This window comes from Sphaerimonospora cavernae, assembly GCF_042435035.1.
Lineage (GTDB): Bacteria > Actinomycetota > Actinomycetes > Streptosporangiales > Streptosporangiaceae > Sphaerimonospora > Sphaerimonospora cavernae.
Genome location: NZ_JBHMQT010000003.1, coordinates 586,450 through 607,797, shown reverse-complemented (window position 1 = coordinate 607,797; position 21,348 = coordinate 586,450). Strand labels below are relative to the sequence as shown.

The 21,348-nt window shown below is 68.6% G+C and carries 17 protein-coding genes and 3 pseudogenes; 12 read left to right on the top strand and 8 right to left on the bottom strand.

The genetic code is table 11. The annotated features are described in order from the left end of the window. Positions 1-70: 70 nt before the first annotated feature. The 6 genes and pseudogenes from ACFHYQ_RS03325 (at position 71) to rny (ending at position 5,506) form a co-directional block, all read left to right on the top strand. Positions 71-502, top strand: a complete 432-nt coding sequence (locus tag ACFHYQ_RS03325) for a DUF6069 family protein (RefSeq protein ID WP_394299529.1) — start codon at positions 71-73, stop codon at positions 500-502. A 273-nt stretch (positions 503-775) separates the two neighbouring features. Continuing rightward, positions 776-1,387 (top strand): annotated as a pseudogene (recA, locus tag ACFHYQ_RS03320) (recombinase RecA); the annotation flags it as partial. Further along, positions 1,379-2,248, top strand: a pseudogene (locus ACFHYQ_RS03315) (LAGLIDADG endonuclease); the annotation flags it as partial. The pseudogenes recA and ACFHYQ_RS03315, both read left to right, overlap by 9 nt. Before the next feature lie 228 nt (positions 2,249-2,476). After that, positions 2,477-2,998 (top strand): annotated as a pseudogene (locus ACFHYQ_RS03310) (recombinase RecA family protein); the annotation flags it as partial. A gap of 8 nt (positions 2,999-3,006) precedes the next feature. Next, on the top strand, positions 3,007-3,576 hold the full coding sequence (recX, locus tag ACFHYQ_RS03305) for a recombination regulator RecX (protein WP_394299528.1): 570 nt from the start codon (positions 3,007-3,009) through the stop codon (positions 3,574-3,576). Positions 3,577-3,880: 304 nt separating this feature from the next. Continuing rightward, a complete protein-coding gene (gene rny, locus ACFHYQ_RS03300) occupies positions 3,881-5,506 on the top strand; it encodes a ribonuclease Y (RefSeq protein WP_394299527.1) in 1,626 nt (541 codons plus the stop codon). 42 nt (positions 5,507-5,548) lie between these two features. On the opposite strand, the gene ACFHYQ_RS03295 is transcribed toward rny, so the two are convergent. The 6 genes from ACFHYQ_RS03295 to ACFHYQ_RS03270 form a co-directional block, all read right to left on the bottom strand. After that, on the bottom strand, positions 5,549-6,289 hold the full coding sequence (locus ACFHYQ_RS03295) for a transporter substrate-binding domain-containing protein (RefSeq protein ID WP_394299526.1): 741 nt from the start codon (positions 6,287-6,289) through the stop codon (positions 5,549-5,551). A gap of 104 nt (positions 6,290-6,393) precedes the next feature. After that, complete coding sequence (locus ACFHYQ_RS03290) at positions 6,394-7,263, bottom strand: amino acid ABC transporter permease (RefSeq protein WP_394299525.1); 870 nt, start codon at positions 7,261-7,263, stop codon at positions 6,394-6,396. Beyond that, on the bottom strand, positions 7,260-7,928 hold the full coding sequence (locus ACFHYQ_RS03285) for an amino acid ABC transporter permease (RefSeq protein WP_204011755.1): 669 nt from the start codon (positions 7,926-7,928) through the stop codon (positions 7,260-7,262). Before ACFHYQ_RS03285 ends, ACFHYQ_RS03290 begins: the two co-directional genes overlap by 4 nt. 94 nt (positions 7,929-8,022) lie before the next feature. Next, positions 8,023-8,898, bottom strand: a complete 876-nt coding sequence (locus ACFHYQ_RS03280; RefSeq protein ID WP_394299524.1) for a glutamate ABC transporter substrate-binding protein — start codon at positions 8,896-8,898, stop codon at positions 8,023-8,025. A gap of 56 nt (positions 8,899-8,954) precedes the next feature. Then, positions 8,955-9,710, bottom strand: a complete 756-nt coding sequence (locus tag ACFHYQ_RS03275) for an amino acid ABC transporter ATP-binding protein (RefSeq protein WP_275408887.1) — start codon at positions 9,708-9,710, stop codon at positions 8,955-8,957. A 134-nt stretch (positions 9,711-9,844) separates the two neighbouring features. Beyond that, positions 9,845-10,486, bottom strand: coding sequence for a Uma2 family endonuclease (locus ACFHYQ_RS03270; protein ID WP_394299523.1), 642 nt, complete (start codon positions 10,484-10,486; stop codon positions 9,845-9,847). A 170-nt stretch (positions 10,487-10,656) separates the two neighbouring features. On the opposite strand from ACFHYQ_RS03270, the gene miaB reads away from it, so the two are divergent. Next, positions 10,657-12,168: a tRNA (N6-isopentenyl adenosine(37)-C2)-methylthiotransferase MiaB gene (gene miaB / locus ACFHYQ_RS03265; RefSeq protein WP_394299522.1), complete on the top strand. Its 1,512-nt coding sequence runs from the start codon at positions 10,657-10,659 to the stop codon at positions 12,166-12,168. Positions 12,169-13,160: 992 nt separating this feature from the next. Here the strand turns inward: miaB and ACFHYQ_RS03260 are convergent. Both ACFHYQ_RS03260 and ACFHYQ_RS03255 read right to left on the bottom strand, forming a co-directional pair. Then, positions 13,161-13,604, bottom strand: a complete 444-nt coding sequence (locus ACFHYQ_RS03260) for a hypothetical protein (RefSeq protein ID WP_394299521.1) — start codon at positions 13,602-13,604, stop codon at positions 13,161-13,163. Further along, on the bottom strand, positions 13,601-15,994 hold the full coding sequence (locus ACFHYQ_RS03255; RefSeq protein WP_394299520.1) for a nitric-oxide reductase large subunit: 2,394 nt from the start codon (positions 15,992-15,994) through the stop codon (positions 13,601-13,603). The genes ACFHYQ_RS03260 and ACFHYQ_RS03255 overlap by 4 nt, the downstream gene beginning before the upstream one ends. A 308-nt stretch (positions 15,995-16,302) precedes the next feature. Here ACFHYQ_RS03255 and ACFHYQ_RS03250 point away from each other — a divergent pair, with 308 nt between their 5' ends. The 5 genes from ACFHYQ_RS03250 (at position 16,303) to ACFHYQ_RS03230 (ending at position 21,191) form a co-directional block, all read left to right on the top strand. Continuing rightward, a complete protein-coding gene (locus tag ACFHYQ_RS03250) occupies positions 16,303-17,247 on the top strand; it encodes a ribonuclease Z (protein WP_394299519.1) in 945 nt (314 codons plus the stop codon). 53 nt (positions 17,248-17,300) lie between these two features. Then, on the top strand, positions 17,301-17,831 hold the full coding sequence (locus tag ACFHYQ_RS03245; protein ID WP_394299518.1) for a methylated-DNA--[protein]-cysteine S-methyltransferase: 531 nt from the start codon (positions 17,301-17,303) through the stop codon (positions 17,829-17,831). 87 nt (positions 17,832-17,918) lie between these two features. Continuing rightward, entirely contained in the window at positions 17,919-18,842 is a 924-nt protein-coding gene (gene miaA / locus ACFHYQ_RS03240; protein WP_394299517.1) for a tRNA (adenosine(37)-N6)-dimethylallyltransferase MiaA, read from the top strand. An 11-nt stretch (positions 18,843-18,853) separates the two neighbouring features. After that, complete coding sequence (gene dapF / locus ACFHYQ_RS03235) at positions 18,854-19,723, top strand: diaminopimelate epimerase (protein WP_394299516.1); 870 nt, start codon at positions 18,854-18,856, stop codon at positions 19,721-19,723. A 91-nt stretch (positions 19,724-19,814) separates the two neighbouring features. Continuing rightward, complete coding sequence (locus tag ACFHYQ_RS03230; protein WP_394299515.1) at positions 19,815-21,191, top strand: carbohydrate-binding protein; 1,377 nt, start codon at positions 19,815-19,817, stop codon at positions 21,189-21,191. The last annotated feature ends 157 nt before the right edge of the window (positions 21,192-21,348 follow it).

Here is a 21,348-nt window from a genome sequence, read left to right as displayed (position 1 = left end):
TGCGGAAGCCGTACCGCGACGGCGACGCTGGCATGCGTGATCCAGATGAGATCGTCGAAAGGGGAAACGCGTGCCCAGCGAAACCACTTCCACCCCCACCGCATCGGGGCAGGTCGGCCGACCTGTGATCCGCCGGGTGCTGATCGTGGCCGGTGCGACGGTAGCGGCCGTCGCCCTCTGGGCGTTGGCCGGCCCGGTGGCGGGGGTCGGACTGACGGTCCGGCTCGGCGGAGCGGTTCAGCCTGTCGGGCCGGGCGCGGTCGCCGGGGCGAGTCTCTTCGCCGGACTGGCGGCCTGGGCACTGCTCGCATCGCTGGAACGCGTCATGAAACGGCCTGGCCGGACCTGGACGGTCATCGCGGTCGTCGTGCTCTTGCTGTCGCTGACCGGGCCGCTCGGCAGCGCCGTCGGCACCGCGAGCACGGTCGCGCTGTCCGGCATACATCTGATCGTCGCCGCTGTGCTCATCCCCGGCATGGGCCGTACGGCACGCGGCCGATGAGGCAGGCCCTCACCCGGCCCCCTGCCACGCCGTCGCCGCGTGGGTGCGCTCGTCCCGGGCGGTCAGGCGGCGGACGCCATCATCGGAGGATCGGAGCGATGACGTGAGATGGCATGTGATCGAACAGCCGTTCGGCTATATTTGACTCGTCGCCGCCGGGGTGCGGCGGAGCCGATGGGAGTCCCGAGGGCTCCCGGGAAGCCCCGGAAAATGTCGGTGGCACCCCGTAGTTTTCTGGTGACCGAGCAGACGACGACCCTCCAGGGGGCAGTAATGGCAATCAACGATCGCGAGAAGGCCCTCGAGACCGCCCTCGCGCAGATCGAGCGGCAGTTCGGCAAGGGCTCCGTCATGCGCCTCGGCGATGACACGCGCCCCCCGATCGAGGTCATCCCGACCGGCTCGATCTCCCTCGACGTCGCCCTCGGCATCGGCGGCTTCCCCCGAGGCCGGATCGTGGAGGTGTACGGACCCGAGTCGTCCGGTAAGACGACCGTCGCGCTGCACGCGGTGGCCAACGCCCAGAAGGGTGGGGGGATCGCCGCATTCATCGACGCCGAGCACGCCCTCGACCCGGAGTACGCGAAGAAGTTGGGCGTCGACGTCGACGCGCTGCTCGTCTCCCAGCCCGACACCGGTGAGCAGGCCCTGGAGATCGCGGACATGCTGATCCGCTCCGGCGCTGTCGACATCATCGTCATCGACTCGGTGGCGGCACTTGTACCGAAGGCCGAGATCGAGGGCGAGATGGGCGACAGCCACGTCGGCCTCCAGGCCCGCCTCATGTCGCAGGCCCTCCGCAAAATCGCCGGCGCACTCAACCAAACCCGGACAACCGCCATCTTTATCAACCAATTGCGGGAAAAAATAGGCGTCATGTTCGGATGTGGATCTTTTGACACAAAGGTGACGCTAGCGGACGGAACTCGCGAGAAAATCGGCAAGATTGTCAGCGAGCGGATGCCGGTCGAAGTTCTTTCTTATGACCCGGAGATCGGAGAAATCGTTCCGAAGAGGGTCGTCAACTGGTTCAACAACGGCAAGACCGAGCAGTTCCTCAAGTTCACCGTCGAGCGGGCGGGCGGAGGCTCAGGAAACGGGCGCGCCACCATGGCGATGACGGCGAATCACCTGATCCGGACGCCCGGAGGCTGGCGGGAGGCCGGGGAGATCGCCGTGGGTGATCGAGTCATGCTCGCCCAGCCACACCTGCTCAGTCTCAAGCAGTGGCAGATCATCCTGGGCACTCTGATGGGTGACGGCAACCTGTCCGCACCTGTGAATCCGGAGCAAGCGAGCGCCCGACTGCGTATGGGGCACGGCGCCAAGCAGGCGGCCTACCTGGACTGGAAGGTCTCGATGCTGGAGAACATCCCGCATTGCCGGACGACCAACGCCAAGGGCGCCGTCTTCGCCGACTTCACACCGCTCGCCGAACTGTCCGAGCTTCGTCAGGCCGTTTATTTCGGCGACGGCAAGAAGCATTTCGCGTTCGACTACATCAAGGCGCTCACCCCGCTCTCGCTCGCGATCTGGTACATGGACGACGGCACGTTCACGCTGCGCTCCAAGGGTCTGCAGCGGCGCACTCAGGGGGGAAGCGGCAGGATCGAGATCTGCGTCGAGGCGATGAGCCCCGGTTCTCGTCAGCGGATGATGGACTTCCTGCGGGACACCTATGAGCTGGACGTAAAGCTCGTGCAGCGGGGTGCAAGAAAGATCAGCTTCTTGCATTTCTCCACGATGGGCTCGAAGCTGTTCCAGGAGATCGTCGCCCCATACGTCCACCCCTCGATGGACTACAAGCTGTTGCCGGAATTCCGGGGCAAGTTCAGGGTGGAGCCGGAGTTCGTGGAGCCGACTCTTCACCCGATGCCCGCACGGGTGCTCAAGATCGAGCCTGCGGTCTTCGACAACATGGACCGCTTCGATATCGAGGTGGAAGGCTCGCACAACTACCTCGCGGACGGGATCATCGTGCACAACAGTCCGGAGACGACAACGGGCGGAAAGGCGCTGAAGTTCTATGCGTCGGTGCGGTTGGACGTGCGGCGGATCGAGACGCTGAAGGACGGCACCGAGCCGGTCGGCAACCGGACCCGGGTGAAGGTCGTGAAGAACAAGGTTTCGCCGCCATTCCGCCAAGCGGATTTTGATATTCTTTACGGTCAGGGCATTTCCCGTGAGGGCGGCCTGATTGATATGGGGGTCGAGCACGGGTTCGTGCGGAAGGCCGGCGCCTGGTACACGTACGAGGGCGACCAGCTCGGGCAGGGCAAGGAGAACGCCCGCAACTTCCTGAAGAACAACCCCGACATCGCCAACGAGATCGAGAAGAAGATCAAAGAGAAGCTCGGCATCGGGCCGCGCCTCGACACCCCCGGCGAGGCGGCTCCGGCGGCTCCCGCCGCTCCGGCCGCTCCCTCATCCGGGCGGGCCGCTTCCGCGTCCGGGCGGGGCAGCAAGGCCAGCACGCCCAAGCCGGGTGACGTCTGATCTCCAGGATGAGACGCGACGAGTTCCCCGGCCGGCGTGAGGGCCGGGGACCGGACGGGGACCCCAGGGAGCCCGATGCCGATCCGGAGGCGGTGGCGAGGGCGATCTGCCTGCGGCTGCTGACGATGGCGCCGAAGACCCGGGCTCAGCTCGCGGACGCCCTGAGCAGGCGGGGGGTCCCCGAGGAGGCGGCTCGGGCCGTGCTTGAGCGGTTCTCCGAGGTCGGGCTGATCGACGACGAGGCGTTCGCCGCGGCCTGGGTGAGTTCGCGGCACCACGGCCGTGGCCTGGCCCGGCGGGCGCTCGCCCAGGAGTTGCGGCATCGCGGCGTGGATGAGGAGACGGTCCAGGACGCGGTGGAACAACTCGATCCGGAGCAGGAGGTCGAGACCGCGCGGATGTTGGTCGCACGCAGACTGGCCGCCACGCGCGGTGCCGATCCGAGGGCGCGGACCCGGAGGCTGGTGGGGATGCTGGCCCGCAAGGGCTACTCGCCAGGCCTGGCGTTCCGGGTCGTTCGGGAGGCACTGGAAACCGAGGGTTGCGACGTGGACGATCTCCCCGAGGAGATTGGCTGAGAGTGCCCGAGCAGCCGGACCGCCGGTCCGACCTGAGGAGATCCTGACAGTCTTTGCTTGCTCGTTACCTCTCTGACGCTTAATCTCGACCGCAGTGAGGAGTAACACTCCGCGCAGCGCGGATTTCCATAACGGTGAACGACGGGCGATAGATATTGACCGGCCTCCGGGCCATGTCGGGCGTCCTCCAGGATGTCCGGGGATTGAGACGATATTTGTCCTGGTGACGCCGCCGGGTGCTGTCGTGCTGCGCGTGTGCTCCCTCGCTGGCAGAGGTCGCAAGGCGAGGAGAGGGTGAGCGCGCATGAATACGGTCGTGATCGTTTTGGCGGTTGCGGTGGTGCTGTTGGCGCTCGTGTCGGTCGCGGCCCTAGTGATCGTCGTGCGTCGTACCGGCGGTCTGCTCTCGTCGGCCAGTCCGTCGCCCGAACAGCTCAGCGCGGTGACGGCTGAGGTGGACGAGGAGCTGGAGCGGGCCAGGCGGGAGGCTGAGGAGATCCGCATCAAGGCGGAGAAGGACGCGGAGGAGATCCTCAAGAAGTCCGATTCCCTGGCCGAGAGCGCCGCGGCCATGCGCAAGGATGTCGAGGAGGAGGCCAGGGTCCTCAAGACGGAGCTCAAGGACCTCCGGACCGACCTCGAACGGCGGGAGGGCCGGCTGGCCGAGCGTGAGCAGCGGCTGGACGAGGAGGCCCGCCGGCAGGCCGATCGGGCGCGCAAGCTGGCTGAGACGGAGACCGAGCTGGCCGACCGCCGTGAGGAGCTCGACCGGGCCGCCGAGCGGCGCCGGGAGATCCTGGAACGGGTGGCGGGCCTCACCGCCGGGCAGGCCAAGGGCGAGTTGGTCAGGGAGATCGAGAACCAGGCCAAACGCGAGGCCGCGCTGATCGTGCGGGAGATCGAGAGCGAGGCGCGCAAGGAAGGCGAGAAGCGCGCCTGCAAGATCGTGACATTGGCCGTCCAGCGGGTGGCGACCGAGCAGACGGCCGAGTCGGTGGTCAGCGTGCTCCATCTGCCAGGCGACGAGATGAAGGGCCGCATCATCGGCCGTGAGGGCCGCAACATCCGGGCCTTCGAGTCCACGACCGGCGTGAACTTGATCATCGACGACACGCCGGAGGCCGTGCTCCTGTCGTGCTTCGATCCCGTGCGGCGGGAGACGGCGAGGCTGACGCTGGAGAAGCTGGTTCTCGACGGGCGCATCCATCCCCAGCGCATCGAGGAGGCCCACGAGCGCAGCAAGGCAGAGGTGCTCGACCTGTGCGTCCGCGCAGGGGAGGACGCGCTGGTCGAGCTGGGCATCACCGAGATGCATCCGGAGCTGGTCACGCTGCTCGGGCAGCTCCGCTACCGCACCTCGTACGGGCAGAACGTGCTCAAGCACCTGATCGAGTCGGCGCATCTGGCCGGGATCATGGCTTCGGAGCTGCGGCTCGATCGTGACCTGGTGAAGCGGTGCGCGCTGCTGCACGACATCGGCAAGGCGCTCACCCACGAGGTCGAGGGCAGCCACGCGTTGATCGGAGCGGAGATCGCCCGGCGGTACGGTGAGCACGAGGACGTGGTCCACGCGATCGAGGCGCATCACAACGAGGTGGAGGTCCGCACGGTCGAGGCCGTGCTGACCCAGGCCGCCGACGCGATCAGCGGCGGCAGGCCCGGGGCGCGTCGTGAATCTCTCGAGGCGTACGTCAAGCGGCTCGAGCGGCTCGAGGAGATCGCCCAGTCGTACGAGGGTGTGGACAAGGTGTTCGCGATGCAGGCCGGCCGGGAGATCCGGGTGATGGTGCGACCGGATGCGGTGGACGACATCCAGGCCCAAGTGATCGCGCGGGATGTCGCCAAGCAGGTCGAGGAGGAGCTCACCTACCCGGGTCAGATCAGGATCAACGTGGTCCGCGAGTCGCGGGCCACCGAGTTCGCCCGCTGACCGTCGTTCGCCCGCTGACCGTCGCCGCCACCGCCGGCCGCGCTACAGCTGCGAGCGCGGCAGAGCCGGGGGCGAGGTGTATCGCGTGGCCAGCACGCCGAGATAGTCGATGACCGCGCGTTTCCAGGCGCCGTCGTCGAACATGTGGCGCAGGGCGTCGTTGACCTGGTCCCTGAGCGTGTCCGATCCGGTGCCGATGCCGTACCGCTCGGTGGTCAGGGGGCGGCCGCTGATCCGGAACCGGCCGGGGTACTGCGCGGCGAGCCCAACGAGGACGGGGGCGTCGGCCACGATCGCGTCGATCCTGCCGTCGGCCAGCAGCGGCGCGCACGCGGCCGGGACGTTCGCCTCCGCGAGGAACGCGTCCTTCCATTTCCCGCCGAACGTCCGGATGAGGCGCTTCGCCGACGCGCTGGTCGCGCAGACGCGTCTGCGGGTGAGATCACGCAGCTTGCGAATCGACAGATCACCCGCGCGGACGAGGATGTCGGTGCTGGTGACCAGGTAGGGCCCGGCGACGTTCCGCAGGGCGGATGAGCCCATCGTGCCGAGGACCAGGTCGGCCTGTTCCGGGTTGTCTGTGTAGGTGATCTGGTCGTCGCGGTAGCCGAGCTCATGGGCGACGTAATGGGCCACCGCGATGTCGAAGCCGGAGACTCTCCCGTCGGGGAGGGGTGTGACGAGCCCAGGCTGTCCCTGACGCACGCCGACGACGAGCGTGCCGCTGCTCCCGCATCCCGTGAGCAGCGTGCCCGCCATCGCTACGCCTGCTAACAGGGCCACGACACGCCGCACCTGCCCAGGATCACGGCCGGTCCGACGGGCGGCAAGGAGTGACACGGCAAACACTTGCCCATGGATGACCGGACCGGCCTGATCAAACCGAGCTACTCGCCGATGTCCGCCGTCGCAGGTATCGGTTTCACGGATGTTCTGCGGCTGCGCCTGCTCCGCCTCTCCAGCCAGGTGGCCAGGGCGCTGAGCGTCATGTTGAGACCGACGTAGATGACTCCGATGACGATCGCGGCGGGGATGAGCGATCCGAAGAAGCGAGCCGGGAGGACCCTGAATCCATAGTTGAGCAGGTCGACGTACGCGATGATGTAGCCCAGCGCGGTGTCCTTGAGCAGCACGACGAGCTGGCTCACGATGGCGGGCATCATCGCGGTGACGGCCTGCGGAAGCAGGACCAGCCGCATCACCTGGTTCTTGCGGAACCCGATCGCGTAGGCCGCCTCCGACTGGCCCTTCGGCACGGCCAGGACGCCGGCTCGGACCACCTCGGCGAGGACCGAACCGTTGTAGAGCGTGAGGCCGGCCACCAGCGCGATCAGCGTGTAGTCGCCGCCGCCGAAGACGCTGGGGGCGAGGAAGAACAGGAAGAAGATCAAAAGAAGCAGCGGGATCGAGCGGAAGACCTCGACGACCGCGCCTGCGGACACCCTGATCCACCGGTGGTCGGAGAGCCTGGCCAGACCGAAGACCGAGCCGAAGACGAGCGCGAACACCGCGCTGAGACCAGCGGCCTTCAGCGTGCCGAGCAGTCCGGGGATGATGTACCCGGTCCAGGTCGAGGACTCGGTGAACGGCTCCCAGATCCGTCCCTCCCACTGGTGCTTCTCGTCGAACTTCAGATAGACGAGGTAGGCGATCGCCGCGATCCCGATCAAGGCCAGCAGGGTCAGCGCGTTGTTGCGCAGCCGTGCCCGGGGTCCCGGCGCGTCGAACAGCACCGAAGTGGTCACTGGGCCGCTCATCGGACCACCGCCAGACGTCGGGAGAGTCGGCCGGTGAGGAAGCCGACCGGCAGGGTGATGGCCATGAAGGCGAGGACGAGCCCGATGAAGATGGGGATCGACACGCCCGTGTCGTCGAAGGTGTCCCTCATCACGAATGCCGATTCGGCGAGGTAGCCGGCGGCGATGGCCACCGTGGTGTTCTTGATCATCGCGATCATGACGCTGCCCATCGGCGCGATGACCGCACGGAACGCCTGCGGCAGGATGATCAGACGCAGGGACTGGAAGAAGGTGAGCCCGATCGCGCGGGCCGCCTCCGCCTGTCCCAGGGACACGGTGTTGATGCCCGAGCGCAGCGTCTCAGCTACGAACGAGGCGGTGTACGCGGACAGGCCCAGCACCACCAGCCAGAACGCGTTGGTGCTGGGTTCCTTGGAGAAGGACAGGCCGAGCGTGTCGCTGAGCCCCAGCGCGGAGAAGGCCAGCACCAGCGTCAGGGGTGTGTTGCGCACGATGTTGATGTAGGTGGCGGCGGCCGTGCGCAGGACCGGTGTGGGCGCGACCCGCAGGGACACGAGCACCGTGCCGGCGATCAGTGACAGGACCGCGCACACGAGGGAGAGTTCCACGTTCACCAGGAAGCCCGCGGCCAGGTCGGGCGCGTATTTGATCAGATCATTCATCGTGCTCCACGGTGCTGCTCTGCCGTGCTGCTCTGTCGGGCGACGGCGGCCGGTGACCCGGGGCGCCGGGTCACCGGCCGCGCCGTGCGACAGGTCAGGCGCAGGGCTCGAAGGTGGGGGCGGCCGTGGGGGCGCTGAGGCCCTGGGCCTTTCCGAACCACTTGCTGAACAGTTGCTGGATGGTGCCGTCCTGGTACATCTTGGTGATCGCGGCGTTGACCGCTTCGCAGGTCTTGGTATCGCCCTTCTTCAGGCCGACGCCGTACTTCTCGTCGGTGAACGGCTTGCCCAGGATCTTGAAGCTGGCGCCGCCCTGCTCGGCGGCCTGGGTGGCGAACCCGGCCAGGATGAGGTCGTCGGTGGTGACCGCGTCGAGGTTGTTGCCGCCGAGCTTGTTCACACACTCGGAGTAGGTGGCCGCGCCCACCAGGTCGGCCTTGAGGTTGAGCGCGCCGTCCGGCGGTGGGTCGGTGATCCGCTTGTAGGAGTTGGAGCCCGCGGCCTGGCAGATCCGCTTGTGCTCCAGGTCCTCGGGCTTGGTGATGCCGGTGTCGTCACCGCGGACCATGACGTCCTGGTGAGCGACGACGTACGGCCCGCCGAAGGTCACCTTCTCCTTACGACTTTCAGTGATCGAGTATGACGCGACGATCAGGTCCACGGTGCCGTTGGCGAGGAACGCCTCACGGTTGGAGGAGGCCGACTCCTTCCATTCGATGTCGACGTCCTGGCCGCCGGCCAGCTCCTTGATGACGTACTTCGCGACCTCGACGTCGAACCCTTCGGGCTCGGCCTTGGCGGGGTCTTTCAGGCCGAGCCCGGGCTGGTCCCACTTGGTGCCGACGACGATCTTCTTGGCGTCCTTCACCTTGTCGGCGACGCTGTCGTAGGTCTTGTCGCCCCCGCAGGCCGCGAGGCCCACGACCATGGCCGCGACGCCGAGAACCGCCCCTATTCGACGCACTCGCATTGACTGCCACCTCTACTTCCTCGCCCCGGCCCGATCCGGGCCGGGGACGTGTGTGATCAATGGGTGAGGATCTTGGATAGGAAGTCCCTGGCCCGTTCGCTGCTGGGCTGGGTGAAGAACTCCGCGGGCGGGGCCTGCTCGACGATCTGCCCGTCGGCCACGAACACGACCCGGTCGGCGGCCCGCCGGGCGAAGCCCATCTCGTGGGTGACGACCATCATGGTCATGCCCTCGCGGGCCAGAGCGGTCATGACGTCCAGCACTTCCTGGACCATTTCCGGGTCGAGCGCCGAGGTCGGCTCGTCGAAGAGGATCATCTTGGGATCCATGGCGAGCGCCCGGGCGATGGCGGTGCGCTGCTGCTGGCCTCCAGACAGCTGCGCCGGGTATTTGCCTGCCTGGGCGGCGATGCCGACCCGTTCGAGCAGTTCCATGCCCCGCTGCTCGGCCTGCTGCCGGGAGATCCCGCGAACCTTGGTCGGGCCGAGCGTGACGTTCTCCAGGATCGTCTTGTGGGAGAAAAGGTTGAAGGATTGGAACACCATGCCGACTTCGGAGCGCAGCCGGGCGAGGGCCTTTCCTTCCGCGGGCAGCTCCCGCCCGTCGAAGACGATGGTCCCCGAGTCGATGGTCTCCAGCCGGTTGATCACGCGGCACAACGTGGACTTGCCGCCGCCGGAGGGGCCGATGACCACGACCACCTCGCCGCGTTCCACGGCCAGGTCGATGTCCTTCAGCACGTGCAGCGCGCCGAAGTGCTTGTTCACCCCTTCGAGCTTTACCAGCGGGGCGGAACCACCGGGCTCAGTCATGGTCAACAACGTAGGCGGGTTGATACTGCCAAGTCACTAACCACCTGGTACCGATCCGGTCACGACCTGCGAACTCTCCTGATCAGAGCCGAAATGCACCGCTTCGTAGATCATCAGTTGTACGGCGGTGGAGATCAGAGCCAGGCGAGCGCCGCCGGATCGACCGTCACCTTGAACGGTTCGGTGAGCACGATCGAAGCACCCGCCCCTATCCGATGGGTGAGCTGGTACTGACCGTCTTCGTCGAGTCGGTAGGTGAAGACGACGGGGAGCCGGTCCCCGGCCTGCCCCCGGAAGGGTGACATCTCCACCCGCCAGAAGTACGGAATGCCCGCTTCGGCGTACTTTGCGGGCTTGACCATGCGATCCATCGCCGTGGTCGACTTCGACACGATCTCCACTGCCAGGCGGACCCAGTCTGGCCTGGCCACGGTGGCGCCGTCCCGGATCGGCTGGCGTTCCACAACGGTGACGTCAGGGATGACACCGGGTCTGCCATCGAGGAGCAGTCCCACCGCGGTGATGGCTACAAGATCCTCCGGTACGGCATCCTGCAGGACCGAGCGGAGGTTGTCACCGATCAATTGGTGCCGGGGGAGTGGGGCGGGGGACACGATCAGGCTCCCGTTGATGAGCTCGTAGCGGCTGCCGTCGCCCGCCCGCTCGTTGAGCTCGAACCATTCCTCGACGCTGAGCTCGCCAGGCGTGTGCCAGGGGCTGGTCGTCGCCGGCGACTCGTCCGCCTCCATTGACGCCTCCGCGGTTCGTGCGGGCATCGCCATCGCGGCTCACCACTTCCAGCAATCGGTCCGTTCTCATTTTCGCATGCGGTCGCGAAGGGCAATCTACCTGCTCATACAACGGAGTGTTAGGAAAACGTCACGAATGGTCATTGGTTCGGTTGGCGTACGGGAAGGTGCCGGGGAACGCCTAGGCTTGTATCGCGATGACTGCGACCACGAATGCTGCAACCACCCCGCGCGCCGAGGACGCGACCCGGACCTACGAGGTGCGGACCTACGGCTGCCAGATGAACGTGCACGACTCCGAGCGGCTGGCCGGACTGCTGGAGGACGCCGGATACGTTCGCGCCCCCGAGGGGGAGACCGCGGACGTCGTCGTGTTCAACACCTGTGCGGTGCGCGAGAACGCCGACAACCGGCTGTACGGAAACCTCGGCCACCTGCGGCCGATCAAGACGGCGCGGGAGGGCATGCAGATCGCGGTCGGCGGCTGCCTCGCCCAGAAGGACCAGGGCGAGATCGTCCGCCGCGCCCCGTGGGTCGACGTCGTGTTCGGCACGCACAACATCGGCTCGCTGCCGGTGCTGCTGGAACGCGCCCGGATCGCCCAGGAGGCGCAGGTCGAGATCAAGGACTCATTGGAGACCTTCCCGTCCACGCTGCCGACCCGCCGCGAGTCGCCGTACGCCGCGTGGGTGGCGATCTCGGTCGGGTGCAACAACACCTGCACGTTCTGCATCGTGCCGTCGCTGCGCGGCAAGGAGAAGGACCGCCGTCCCGGCGACGTCCTTGCCGAGGTGCGCACGCTGGTCGACCAGGGTGTGCTGGAGGTCACCCTGCTGGGACAGAACGTCAACACCTACGGCGTCGAGTTCGGCGACCGGTTGGCGTTCGGCAAGCTGCTGCGGGCGTGTGGGGAGATCGACGGCCTGGAGCGGGTTCGCTTCACCTCGCCGCACCCCGCCGCGTTCACCGATGACGTGATCGACGCGATGGCCGAGACGCCGAACGTGATGCACCAGTTGCACATGCCGCTGCAGTCCGGCTCCGATCGGGTGCTGAAGGCGATGCGCCGGTCGTACCGTTCCGAGCGCTACCTCGGCATCCTCGACCGGGTCCGCGCGGCCATGCCCGATGCCGCGATCTCGACCGACATCATCGTGGGCTTCCCCGGCGAGACCGAGGAGGACTTCCAGCAGACGCTCGAGGTCGTACGGCAGGCTCGTTTCGCCAACGCGTTCACTTTCCAGTACTCCATCCGTCCCGGCACGCCCGCCGCGACGATGGCGGACCAGGTGCCCAAGGAGGTTGTGCAGGAGCGGTACGAGCGCCTGGTCGCCCTCCAGGACGAGATCTCCTGGGCGGAGAACCGGGCGCAGGCCGGCCGGACCCTCGAGGTGCTGATCGCCGAGGGGGAGGGCCGCAAGGACGACGCCACGCACCGCCTGTCCGGGCGCGCGGCGGACAACCGCCTCGTGCACGTCGCAGCCGCCGACGCCCGCCCGGGTGACATGGTGACAGCCGAGGTCACCTATGCCGCGCCGCATCACCTGGTGGCCGACAAGGTCCTGTCCGTACGGCGGACCCGAGCCGGTGACGCGTGGGAGGCACGCCAGGGTGCCCCCGAGCGGGGTCGTGCCGTCAGCCTCGGCATGCCGACCGTCGGCCGTCCGGCTCCCACCCCCGCCGACCCTCCCGCCTGCTCGGCCGTCTAGAGCGACCCGGGCAGGTCTGGGAAGTCGGCTCTAGCCGTTCATGAGCTGGTCGAGCACCTGATAGCAGTAGTCCCGGCGTATGTCGTGGAAGGTCGCGCAGGGGTTCGGCGCCGGGCCAGGGCGTTGCCGCGGCGCGTCCCTTTCCGGGTCTTCCGCTGCCGGCCGCGCCGGTACTTCCGCCGTCGATGACTTCTCCGGAGCCGTGGATTCCCGTGGTGCCGGTGTCTTCCGTGGTGACGCTATCCTCCACGGTGCCGGTTCCGCGCTCGGCGAGGCCTTTCCCGCCGCCGGTTGTTGCACCGACGGGCGGCCGGAGCGGGATTCGCGGCTGCCTGAGGAGGTGCTGCCTGAGGAGGCGCTGCTCGAGGAGGTGCCGCCCGGCCTTCGGGCCGGACCGACGCGGCGTTCCGTACCGCCACCTCCCGGGTGCGGGGACCGACGGCCGGCGGTCATTCCCGGCGCCGCGTCCGGAGCCGGATCGGTCGCTTCGCGAGTCGTGTCCGTGGGTCGCGGGACCGGTCCCACGGTCACCCGCTCGGCCGGGACGAGTTCGGGCCGCGCGCTCTCGGTAGGCGCGGGGGCCGGGCTCGGTGCGGCCTCCGGGCTCGTCACGGCTCGCGCCCCAGGCGCCGCCCCGGCATCCGGCATCGGGGCGGGACCCGGACGAGACCCCACGTCCGGTACACGCTGCGCGTCGGCTTCAGGCGTGAGACCCGTCCCGGCGGCCCGCATGCCGCGCGGTTCTTCCAAGGAGTGCGCGGACATTCCATCCGCCTGTGATCGTGCCGAGGCGGCCGGGGAGTGCTCGGGCGCGGCACCGAGGACGATGGCGAAGCCGGCGAGGGCGACCACGCCCGTGATTCCCGCTATGGCGAGAATCCCGGAACCTCTACGGCGGGTCTTCTGGGTTTCCTGGGTTTCCGGTATGGGGTCATACTGCGGCAACGTGGTGATTCTTCCTGATCGCTACGGACCGTTTCCGTCCTTCACGTTCAGTGTGCTCGCCGGCGTCTCGCCTCGGGGACGTTTTCCACAACCGAGTCTTCCTCGCGATTCGCCGTCCCGGTCGTACGGGACGCCCGGGCGCGGCGCAGTCGCCGTACGATCCGCGCGGCCAGCAGGCCGTGCGCCGATCCGGCCGCGACCAGGGCCAGTGCCTCGAACGGCCGGTGGTGGCGGACCAGTTCGCCCGCGACGAGGGCCACGGCGACCACCGTGACGAACAGGGACACCACCTGGTGGAAGCGGATCGCCTCAGAGTGCGGCCAATCCTCGGGGTCGGCCGGACCCGGCGCGTCCGGCACCGCACGCCGATAGCCGGCGAACACCCGTGAGGCCCAGGCGCTGGTCGGCTGGCGGCCGTAGATCTCCAGCACGGTGGCCACCACGAGTAGCGCCACGGCATACGCGGCTATGAACACGACCTCGCCGCTCATCGGCCCACCGGTTCGGCCGGGTCGCCGCCGACGGCCGCCACCTCATCCGGCTGGACGACCTCGGTGAAGAGCAGGACCTGCTCCGGTGCGTCCACCCGCCGTGCCGCGGCGACCCGGTAGCGGATCCCCAGCCAGGTCATCCACAGCAGCGGCAGCACGCCGCCGACCATGAACACCACGTCGCCCGGGAGCCGGAGCCACTCCAGCACGGCGTTCGCCTTGCCCTGGAGGTATCCCAGGCTGCGGGCGTCGGCGTACCCGGCTTCGAGGACCTTGTAGAGCTGCAGCGCGCCGCCGGGCAGGAGGGTGGCGAACGACATCCAGGCCAGGCCCAGGTTGAGCGACCAGAAGGACAGCCGCGGCCAGCGGTCGGACCAGCGCTCCTCCGGGATGAGGTAGCGCAGCGCGAACAGGGCGAACCCCACCGCGAGCATGCCGTACACGCCCATCATCGCGCCGTGTGCGTGGTTGGCGGTCAGCCCGGTGCCGATCTCGTAATAGGACACGATCGGGAGGTTGATCAGGAACCCGAAGATCCCGGCTCCGAGGAAGTTCCAGAAGCCGACGGCGACCAGGAACATCACGGCCCATCGGTGCGGGAACGGCGTGCTCGACGGGCTCTTCTTACGGGCGCCGAGCTGCAGGAAGCTCCAGGCCTCCACGGTCAGGAACAGCAGCGGGATGACTTCGAGCGCGGAGAACATCGCGCCGAGGGCGAGGTGCTCGGCGGGCTCGCCGGAGAAGTACAGGTGGTGCATGGTGCCGATCACGCCGCCGGCGCTGTAGAGGACGATGTCGAGATAGATCACTGCCAGTGCCACCCGCTCGCGCACCACGCCGAGCATGACGAACAGGTAGGCGACGGTGACCGTGGTGAACAGCTCCATGAAGTCCTCGACCCACAGATGCACCACGATGAACCGCCAGAAGTCGGCGCTGGTGAACGACGAGTCCGGCGTGGCGAGCAGACCGACGGCGTAGAACGCCGGAAGCGCGAGCGCGGCGAGGAAGAACAGCCACGGCATGTTGGCCATGCTCTCGCTGCGCAGCCGTCTGCGCAGCCCCCGGAAGAGGATCACCACCCAGAGGGTCAGCCCGCCGACCAGCAGCACCTGCCACAGCCGTCCGAGGTCGAGATATTCCCAGCCCTGGTTGCCGAGCCAGCTCCACATCGAGCCCAGCCACCCCCGCTGCCCGGCCAGCTCGCCCAGGAGGCTGCCGCCCACGACCACGACGAGCGCCCCGAGCAGCAGCCGGGACAGCAGCGCCTGTCTGCGCGGCTCCCAGCCGCGGGAGATCAGCGGTGCCAGGAAGATGCCGATGGCCAGGAACGACGTGACCACCCAGAAGATCGCCAGCTGGGTGTGCCAGGTGCGGGTGAGGTTGTACGGCAGCCAGCGGTCCAGCGGAATGCCGAAGAAGGTGCCGAGGTCGGCACGGTAGTGCTGGGTGGCCGAGCCGACGAGGACCTGCACCAGGAACAGCCCTGCCATCGCGAAGAAGAACCAGGCGGTGGTGCGCTGCGCCGGCGTGAGCAGGACGTCGCGCGGCGAATGGAAGCGCAGGGTCCGCTGGTCACGGCCGTGCCAGCCCAGGAAGTTCCACCGGCCGAACGCGGCGAACAGCGCTCCGGCGCCGCCCAGCAGGAAGATCAGCGAGAGCACGCTCCAGGTCACCGTGTGGCCGGTCGGCCCGTTGTCCACCAGTGGCTCGGCGGGCCAGTTGTTGGTGTACGAGTACGTCTCGCCGGGCCGCTGCGCGGCGGCGGCCCAGGCCGACCAGCCGAAGTAGGCGGTCAGGTTGTGGATGTCCTTCGGGTCGGTCACCGCTTCCGGGCGCAGCCCCTGCTTGCCCTCGGGACGGCCGAGAAGGTCCGCGTAGTGGGCCGTGATCTGCTTGAACGCCGCGGCCTGGGCCGCCGTCCAGACGAGCGTGCCCGTGCGCTCGTCGTATCGGTTCGTACGGAAATCGGAGACGGTGGCGGCGTGCGCGTCCTGCGCCCCGGCCTTGCGATGCTGCTCCTGCACGAACGTGGCGCTGCGGTGCAGGTAGTCCGCGGTGAAGTCGGGGCCCAGGTAGGCGCCGTGCCCGAAGATCGAGCCGTACTGCATGAGCCCGGTGCTCAGGAAGACCTTCTGACCGTTTCGCACGTCGTCGCCAGTGAAGAGCACCTGCCCGTCAGAGGTGGACACGCGTTGCGGGATGGGCGGCTCCGCCTGGTAGGTGCGGACCGCGAGCAGTCCGAGAACGAGGAAGCCGACGACGGTGACCAGGACGGCCGCCTGGACCCAGCCGCGGCCGATCATGCGAGCTCGCCTGCCCGGGGAATCCGGATCGGGTCTGGCCGGAGGAACGTCCTCGGCCGACTGCTCGACGGTGATGTCCGACATCCTCGCTCATCCTCCTTGGGTGCCTGACTACTCCAGTTTTTTCACGAAGAACGTTGTACAAACTACCCGCGGTGAACGGCGGCCCTTCACTCGCCCTCCTTCCGTGCCGGATGGCACCCGAAATCCCAGCTCTACCTGGGATTTCGTATGACGACGAGACTCATTTGATCTTTGGCGACCCGCTGGATCGCCAAGGGTGCCCGATTGTTTTTTTACAAAGTTGACAGTTAAATTACCGTCGCGGCGATCTACTGGTCGCGCCATGAGGGACGGGGCCGCCGACGGAAGCAGCGCCTAGCATCGCGAGTGTGTCCGTTCGTGAACTGGTCGTCCTGGGTACGTCGAGCGCCGTCCCCACCCGTCATCGCAACCACAACGGGTATCTGCTGCGCTGGGACGGTGAGGGCTTCCTGTTCGACCCGGGAGAGGGCACGCAGCGGCAGATGATGCACGCCGGGGTGAGCTCGCACGACCTCACCTGGATCTGCGTGACGCACTTCCACGGCGACCACTGCCTCGGTGTGCCCGGGGTGATCCAGCGCATCGCGCGAGACCGGGTGGACCACCAGGTCCAGGCCGCCTATCCCGCGGCCGGCGAGCACTACTGGCGGCGGCTGCGCCACGCCACCTCCTTCGGCGACACCGCTGTGATCGTCCGGCGCCCGGTCTCCGGTGACCTGGTCGAGTGGCCGGCCGGTCCGGTGACGCTCACCGCCCGGCCACTGTCGCACCCCATCGAGTCGTACGGCTACCGCCTGGACGAGCCGGCCGGCCGCCGGATGCTGCCCGGGGAGCTGGCCCGGCGGGGTGTGCACGGGCCGATGGTCGGCGAGCTGCAGCGGCACGGCTCGCTCACCCTGCCCGATGGCTCGACGGTGACGCTGGCCGAATGCAGCGCGCCACGCCCGGGCCAGAGCGCCGCGTTCGTGATGGACACCCGGCTGTGCGACGGGGTGTTCTCGCTAGCCGACCGCGTGGACCTGCTGGTGATCGAGTCGACGTTCCTGTCCGCCGAGGCGGAGCTGGCCGCCGCCTACGGGCACCTCACCGCGGCGCAGGCCGGCCGGGTGGCGGCGGAGTGCGGGGTGCGGCGTCTCGTGCTGACCCACTTCTCCGAGCGCTACTCCTTCGACGACGAGCCCCGGTTCGTCGCCGAGGTCCGCGAGACGTACGCGGGGGACGTGATCGTGGCGCGCGACCTCATGCGGATCCCCGTGCCCAAAAGGGACACAGCGCCGAAGCGGGCGCCCTGATCTCGCCCTGAACTTCCGTGCGTGTCGTGCCAATCCAGGTGGAGAATGGACGAGTGGGGGAAACCGTAGCGTTCGGGAGCGTCCAGACCCGGCTCGGCGACGTGCTCGCAGCCGTGACGGAGGAGGGCGTCGTCGCCACGCACTTCCGCGACGATCCGCGGGTACGGGCGCGCATCGCCGCCCGCCTCGGGCTGGCCGCGGCCGACGATCCCGCCCGTACGGCTCCCGCCCGCGCCGAGCTCGCCGCCTACTTCCATGGTGACCTGCGGGAGTTCGGCGTCCCGGTCGACTGGCGGCTCACCTCGCCGCTCCAGCGTCAGGTCCTCGGCACGCTCTTCACGACAGTTCCGTACGGAAAAGTCGTGACATACGGAGAGCTGGCGGCCAGGAGCGGGACCGGCGTCCCGGCCCGCGGCATCGGGGCGATCATGGGCGGCAACCCGGTCCCGATCATCGTGCCGTGCCACCGGGTGGTTGCGGGCAACGGCCTGGGCGGGTTCAGCGGCGGCGACGGCGTGGAGTCCAAGCGTTGGCTGCTGACCCTCGAAGGCCATCTTCCGCCGACGCTCGACTGGGACATCTGACCACCGGCACATCTGACCACCGGGACATCTGAGCTTCCCGGCACTGCCACACTGGACGGTGTGGGCCGGCAACCAGGGGAGCAACCAGTGATCGCGGTCGTGGGCGCCACGGCGGCAGGAAAGTCCGATCTGGCCGTCGAGTTGGCGCTCCGGCTGGACGGCGAGGTCATCAACACCGACTCGATGCAGCTCTATCAGGGCATGGACATCGGCACGGCCAAGCTGTCTCACTTCGAGCAGCGGGGCGTGCCGCATCACCTCCTCGACATCTGGCCGGTGACTCAGGCCGCCAGCGTCGCCGAATATCAGCGGCTGGCCCGGCCGCTGGTCGAGGACCTGCTCGCGCGCGGCCGGACGCCGATCCTGGCCGGCGGGTCGGGGCTCTACGTCCGGGCCGTCCTCGACGATCTGGAGTTCCCCGGCACCGACCCGGAGTCGCGCGCCCGGCTGGAGCGGGAGCTCGCCGAGGTCGGTCCGGCCGTGCTGTACGACCGGCTCAAGAGCCGGGACCCGGTGGCGGCCGAGACGATCCTGCCGAGCAACGGCCGCCGGATTGTCCGGGCCCTCGAGGTGATCGAGCTGACCGGCCGGCCCTTCTCCGCCACGATGCCGTCGTACGACTCGGTGTACGAGAGCGTGCAGATCGGGGTCGAGGTGCCCCGGCCGGTGCTCGACGAGCGGATCGAGCTGAGAGTGGCCCGCATGTGGGAGGCCGGGCTGGTGGGCGAGGTCCGCGGCCTGCTGGAGCAGGGTCTGGCCGGAGGGCGGACGGCGAGCCGGGCGCTCGGCTATGCCCAGGTCCTGCGTTTCCTGTCCGGGGAGTGGACCGAGGAGCGGGCCCGCGAGGAGACCGTGCGGGCGACCCGCAGGTTCGCCCGCCGCCAGGAGTCCTGGTTCCGCCGGGATCCCCGGGTCGTGTGGCTGCCGTTCGACCCGGGCGCCGGCTCGGCGGCCTTCGCCGACCTCGTGGACCGGGCACTGGAGCGGACAGGTCGAACCGGAACGCTCTAGACTTCTGTGACATGCGCTTCGTTAAGGGTCACGGCACCGAGAATGACTTCGTCATCCTGCCGGACCCGGACGCCCGGCTGGAGTTGACCCCGGCGAAGGTCGCCGCGCTGTGCGACCGCCGCGCCGGGATCGGGGGCGACGGCGTGCTGCGGGTCGTGCGTACCGAGCGCTGTGCCGAGGCCGCCGATCTCGCCGGCGCGGCCGAGTGGTTCATGGACTACCGCAACGCCGACGGCGGGATCGCCGAGATGTGCGGCAACGGCGTGCGCGTGTTCGCTCGCTACCTCGTCGACGCGGGACTGGCCGCGGCCGGGGAGTTCGGCATCGCCACCCGCGGTGGGATCAGGCGCGTACGGCTCGGCGAGACCGGGGACGTCACCGTCGACATGGGCCGGCCCGGGATCCTGGGCGAGAGCCGTGCGACCGTCGCCGGGCGGACGTACGACGGCCTCAACGTGAACATGGGCAACCCGCACCTGGCCTGTCTGATCGACGACCCTGTCGCCGGGCTCGACCTCGGCCGGGAGCCGGAGTTCGACCGGGAGGTCTACCCCCACGGCGTCAATGTCGAACTGATCAACGTGGTGGGTGATCACGCCGTCGCCATGCGGGTGCACGAGCGGGGTTCGGGGGAGACCCGGTCGTGCGGTACCGGGGCGGTCGCCACCGCGGTGGCCGCCGCCCGCGCGGCCGGGGAGCCGACCGGCGCCTGGCAGGTCCGCGTGCTGGGCGGCTCGGTCACGGTCACCCTCGACGCGGACACGAGCTACCTGTCGGGCCCCGCCGTGCTCGTCGCGTCCGGAGTCATCGAATCGGGACTCCTCGAATCGGGATCCGCTCATGGAAACCCCGCGGTCCCCGCATTTTCGGCCACGCCATAACGCGGCGATAGGGGAAAAACGGTAGATACCTAAAGGAACTGGTCGCAGCTACCTTGAGGGGCATCCCCCAGCTCTCTCAAGGAGACATTGCATGTTCCGGAGGAACTCCCTCATCGTGGCCGGTGCCCTGGTGGCCGCCGGACTCACGATTCCGATCGGCGCGGCTGTGGCCGAACCCGGCCCGACCGCGCAGGAGCAGGCGGTAGCCCAGGCCCCCGCGGGCGACCCCCCGGCCGGCCTGGTCCAGGCGATGCAGCGTGACCTCGGCCTCAACGCCGACCAGGCCAGGACTCGGCTGGCCAACGAGGACCGCGCCACCCGTTCCGAGGCCAGGCTGCGCGGCAGGCTCGGCAACCGGTTCGCGGGCTCCTGGCTGAGCGGCGCCGACGCCAAGCTCGTGGTCGCCACCACCGACTCGGCCGCGAAGTCCGACATCGCGGCGGAGGGTGCGGAGGCCAAGGTGGTCAAGCACCCGTACGCCAAGCTCGTCTCGGCCAAGAACGCCCTCGACCGGGCCGCGAGCAAGGCTCCCAAGACGGCGCCGGTCTGGTACGTCGACGTGCAGAACAACAGCGTCGTCGTGCTGTCCTCCGAGCCGGCGGCGGCCGAGAAGTTCGTCGCGGCCAGCGGCCTCGACAGCTCGATCGTCCGCGTCGAGAAGTCCAGCGAGCAGCCGCAGACCTACTACGACCTGCGCGGCGGCGACGCCTACTACATCGGTAGCGGCAGCCGCTGCTCGATCGGCTTCCCGGTGACCAAGGGCACCACGCAGGGCTTCGTGACCGCCGGACACTGCGGCAACGCCGGCGCCTCCACCAGCGGCTCCAACCGGGTCGCCCAGGGCACCTTCCAAGGTTCGAGGTTCCCCGGCAACGACTACGCCTGGGTCGCGACGAACAGCAACTGGACCGCCCAGCCGTACGTGAACCAGAACGGCGGCAACCTGACCGTCCGCGGCTCGACCCAGGCGCTCGTCGGCGCCTCGATCTGCCGGTCGGGCTCGACCACCGGCTGGCACTGCGGCACCGTCCAGCAGCACAACACCAGCGTCACCTACTCCCAGGGCACGGTCAGCGGCGTGACCCGCACCAGCGTGTGCGCCGAGCCCGGTGACTCGGGCGGCTCGTTCATCTCCAATGACCAGGCGCAGGGCGTGACCTCCGGCGGCAGTGGCAACTGCAGCAGCGGCGGTACCACCTACTACCAGCCGGTCAACCCGATCCTTTCGGCCTACGGCCTCACGCTGAAGACCCCGGGCAGCAACCCCGGCCCGACGGCGGGCCCGACCAGCGGTCCGTCGAACCCGCCGAACCCGCCCGCTCCCGGCGGCACCTGGAAGGTCAACACGTCGTACGCGGCTGGGGCCACGGTGACCTACGGCGGCGCCACCTACCGGTGCCTCCAGGGGCACACCTCCCTGCCGGGCTGGGAGCCGCCGAACGTGCCCGCGCTCTGGCAGCGGATCTGATCCCCTCGCCTGTCGCTAGCTGATTTTCCGCAGCGACCGCGGCGCCGCACCTCGCATGGTGCGGCGCCGCGGCTGTTGCATGTCCCCGTATATGACCGTGTATATGACCGTGCTGTTCACGACCGTGCTGTTCACGCGGCACAGGTGAGGATCGGAG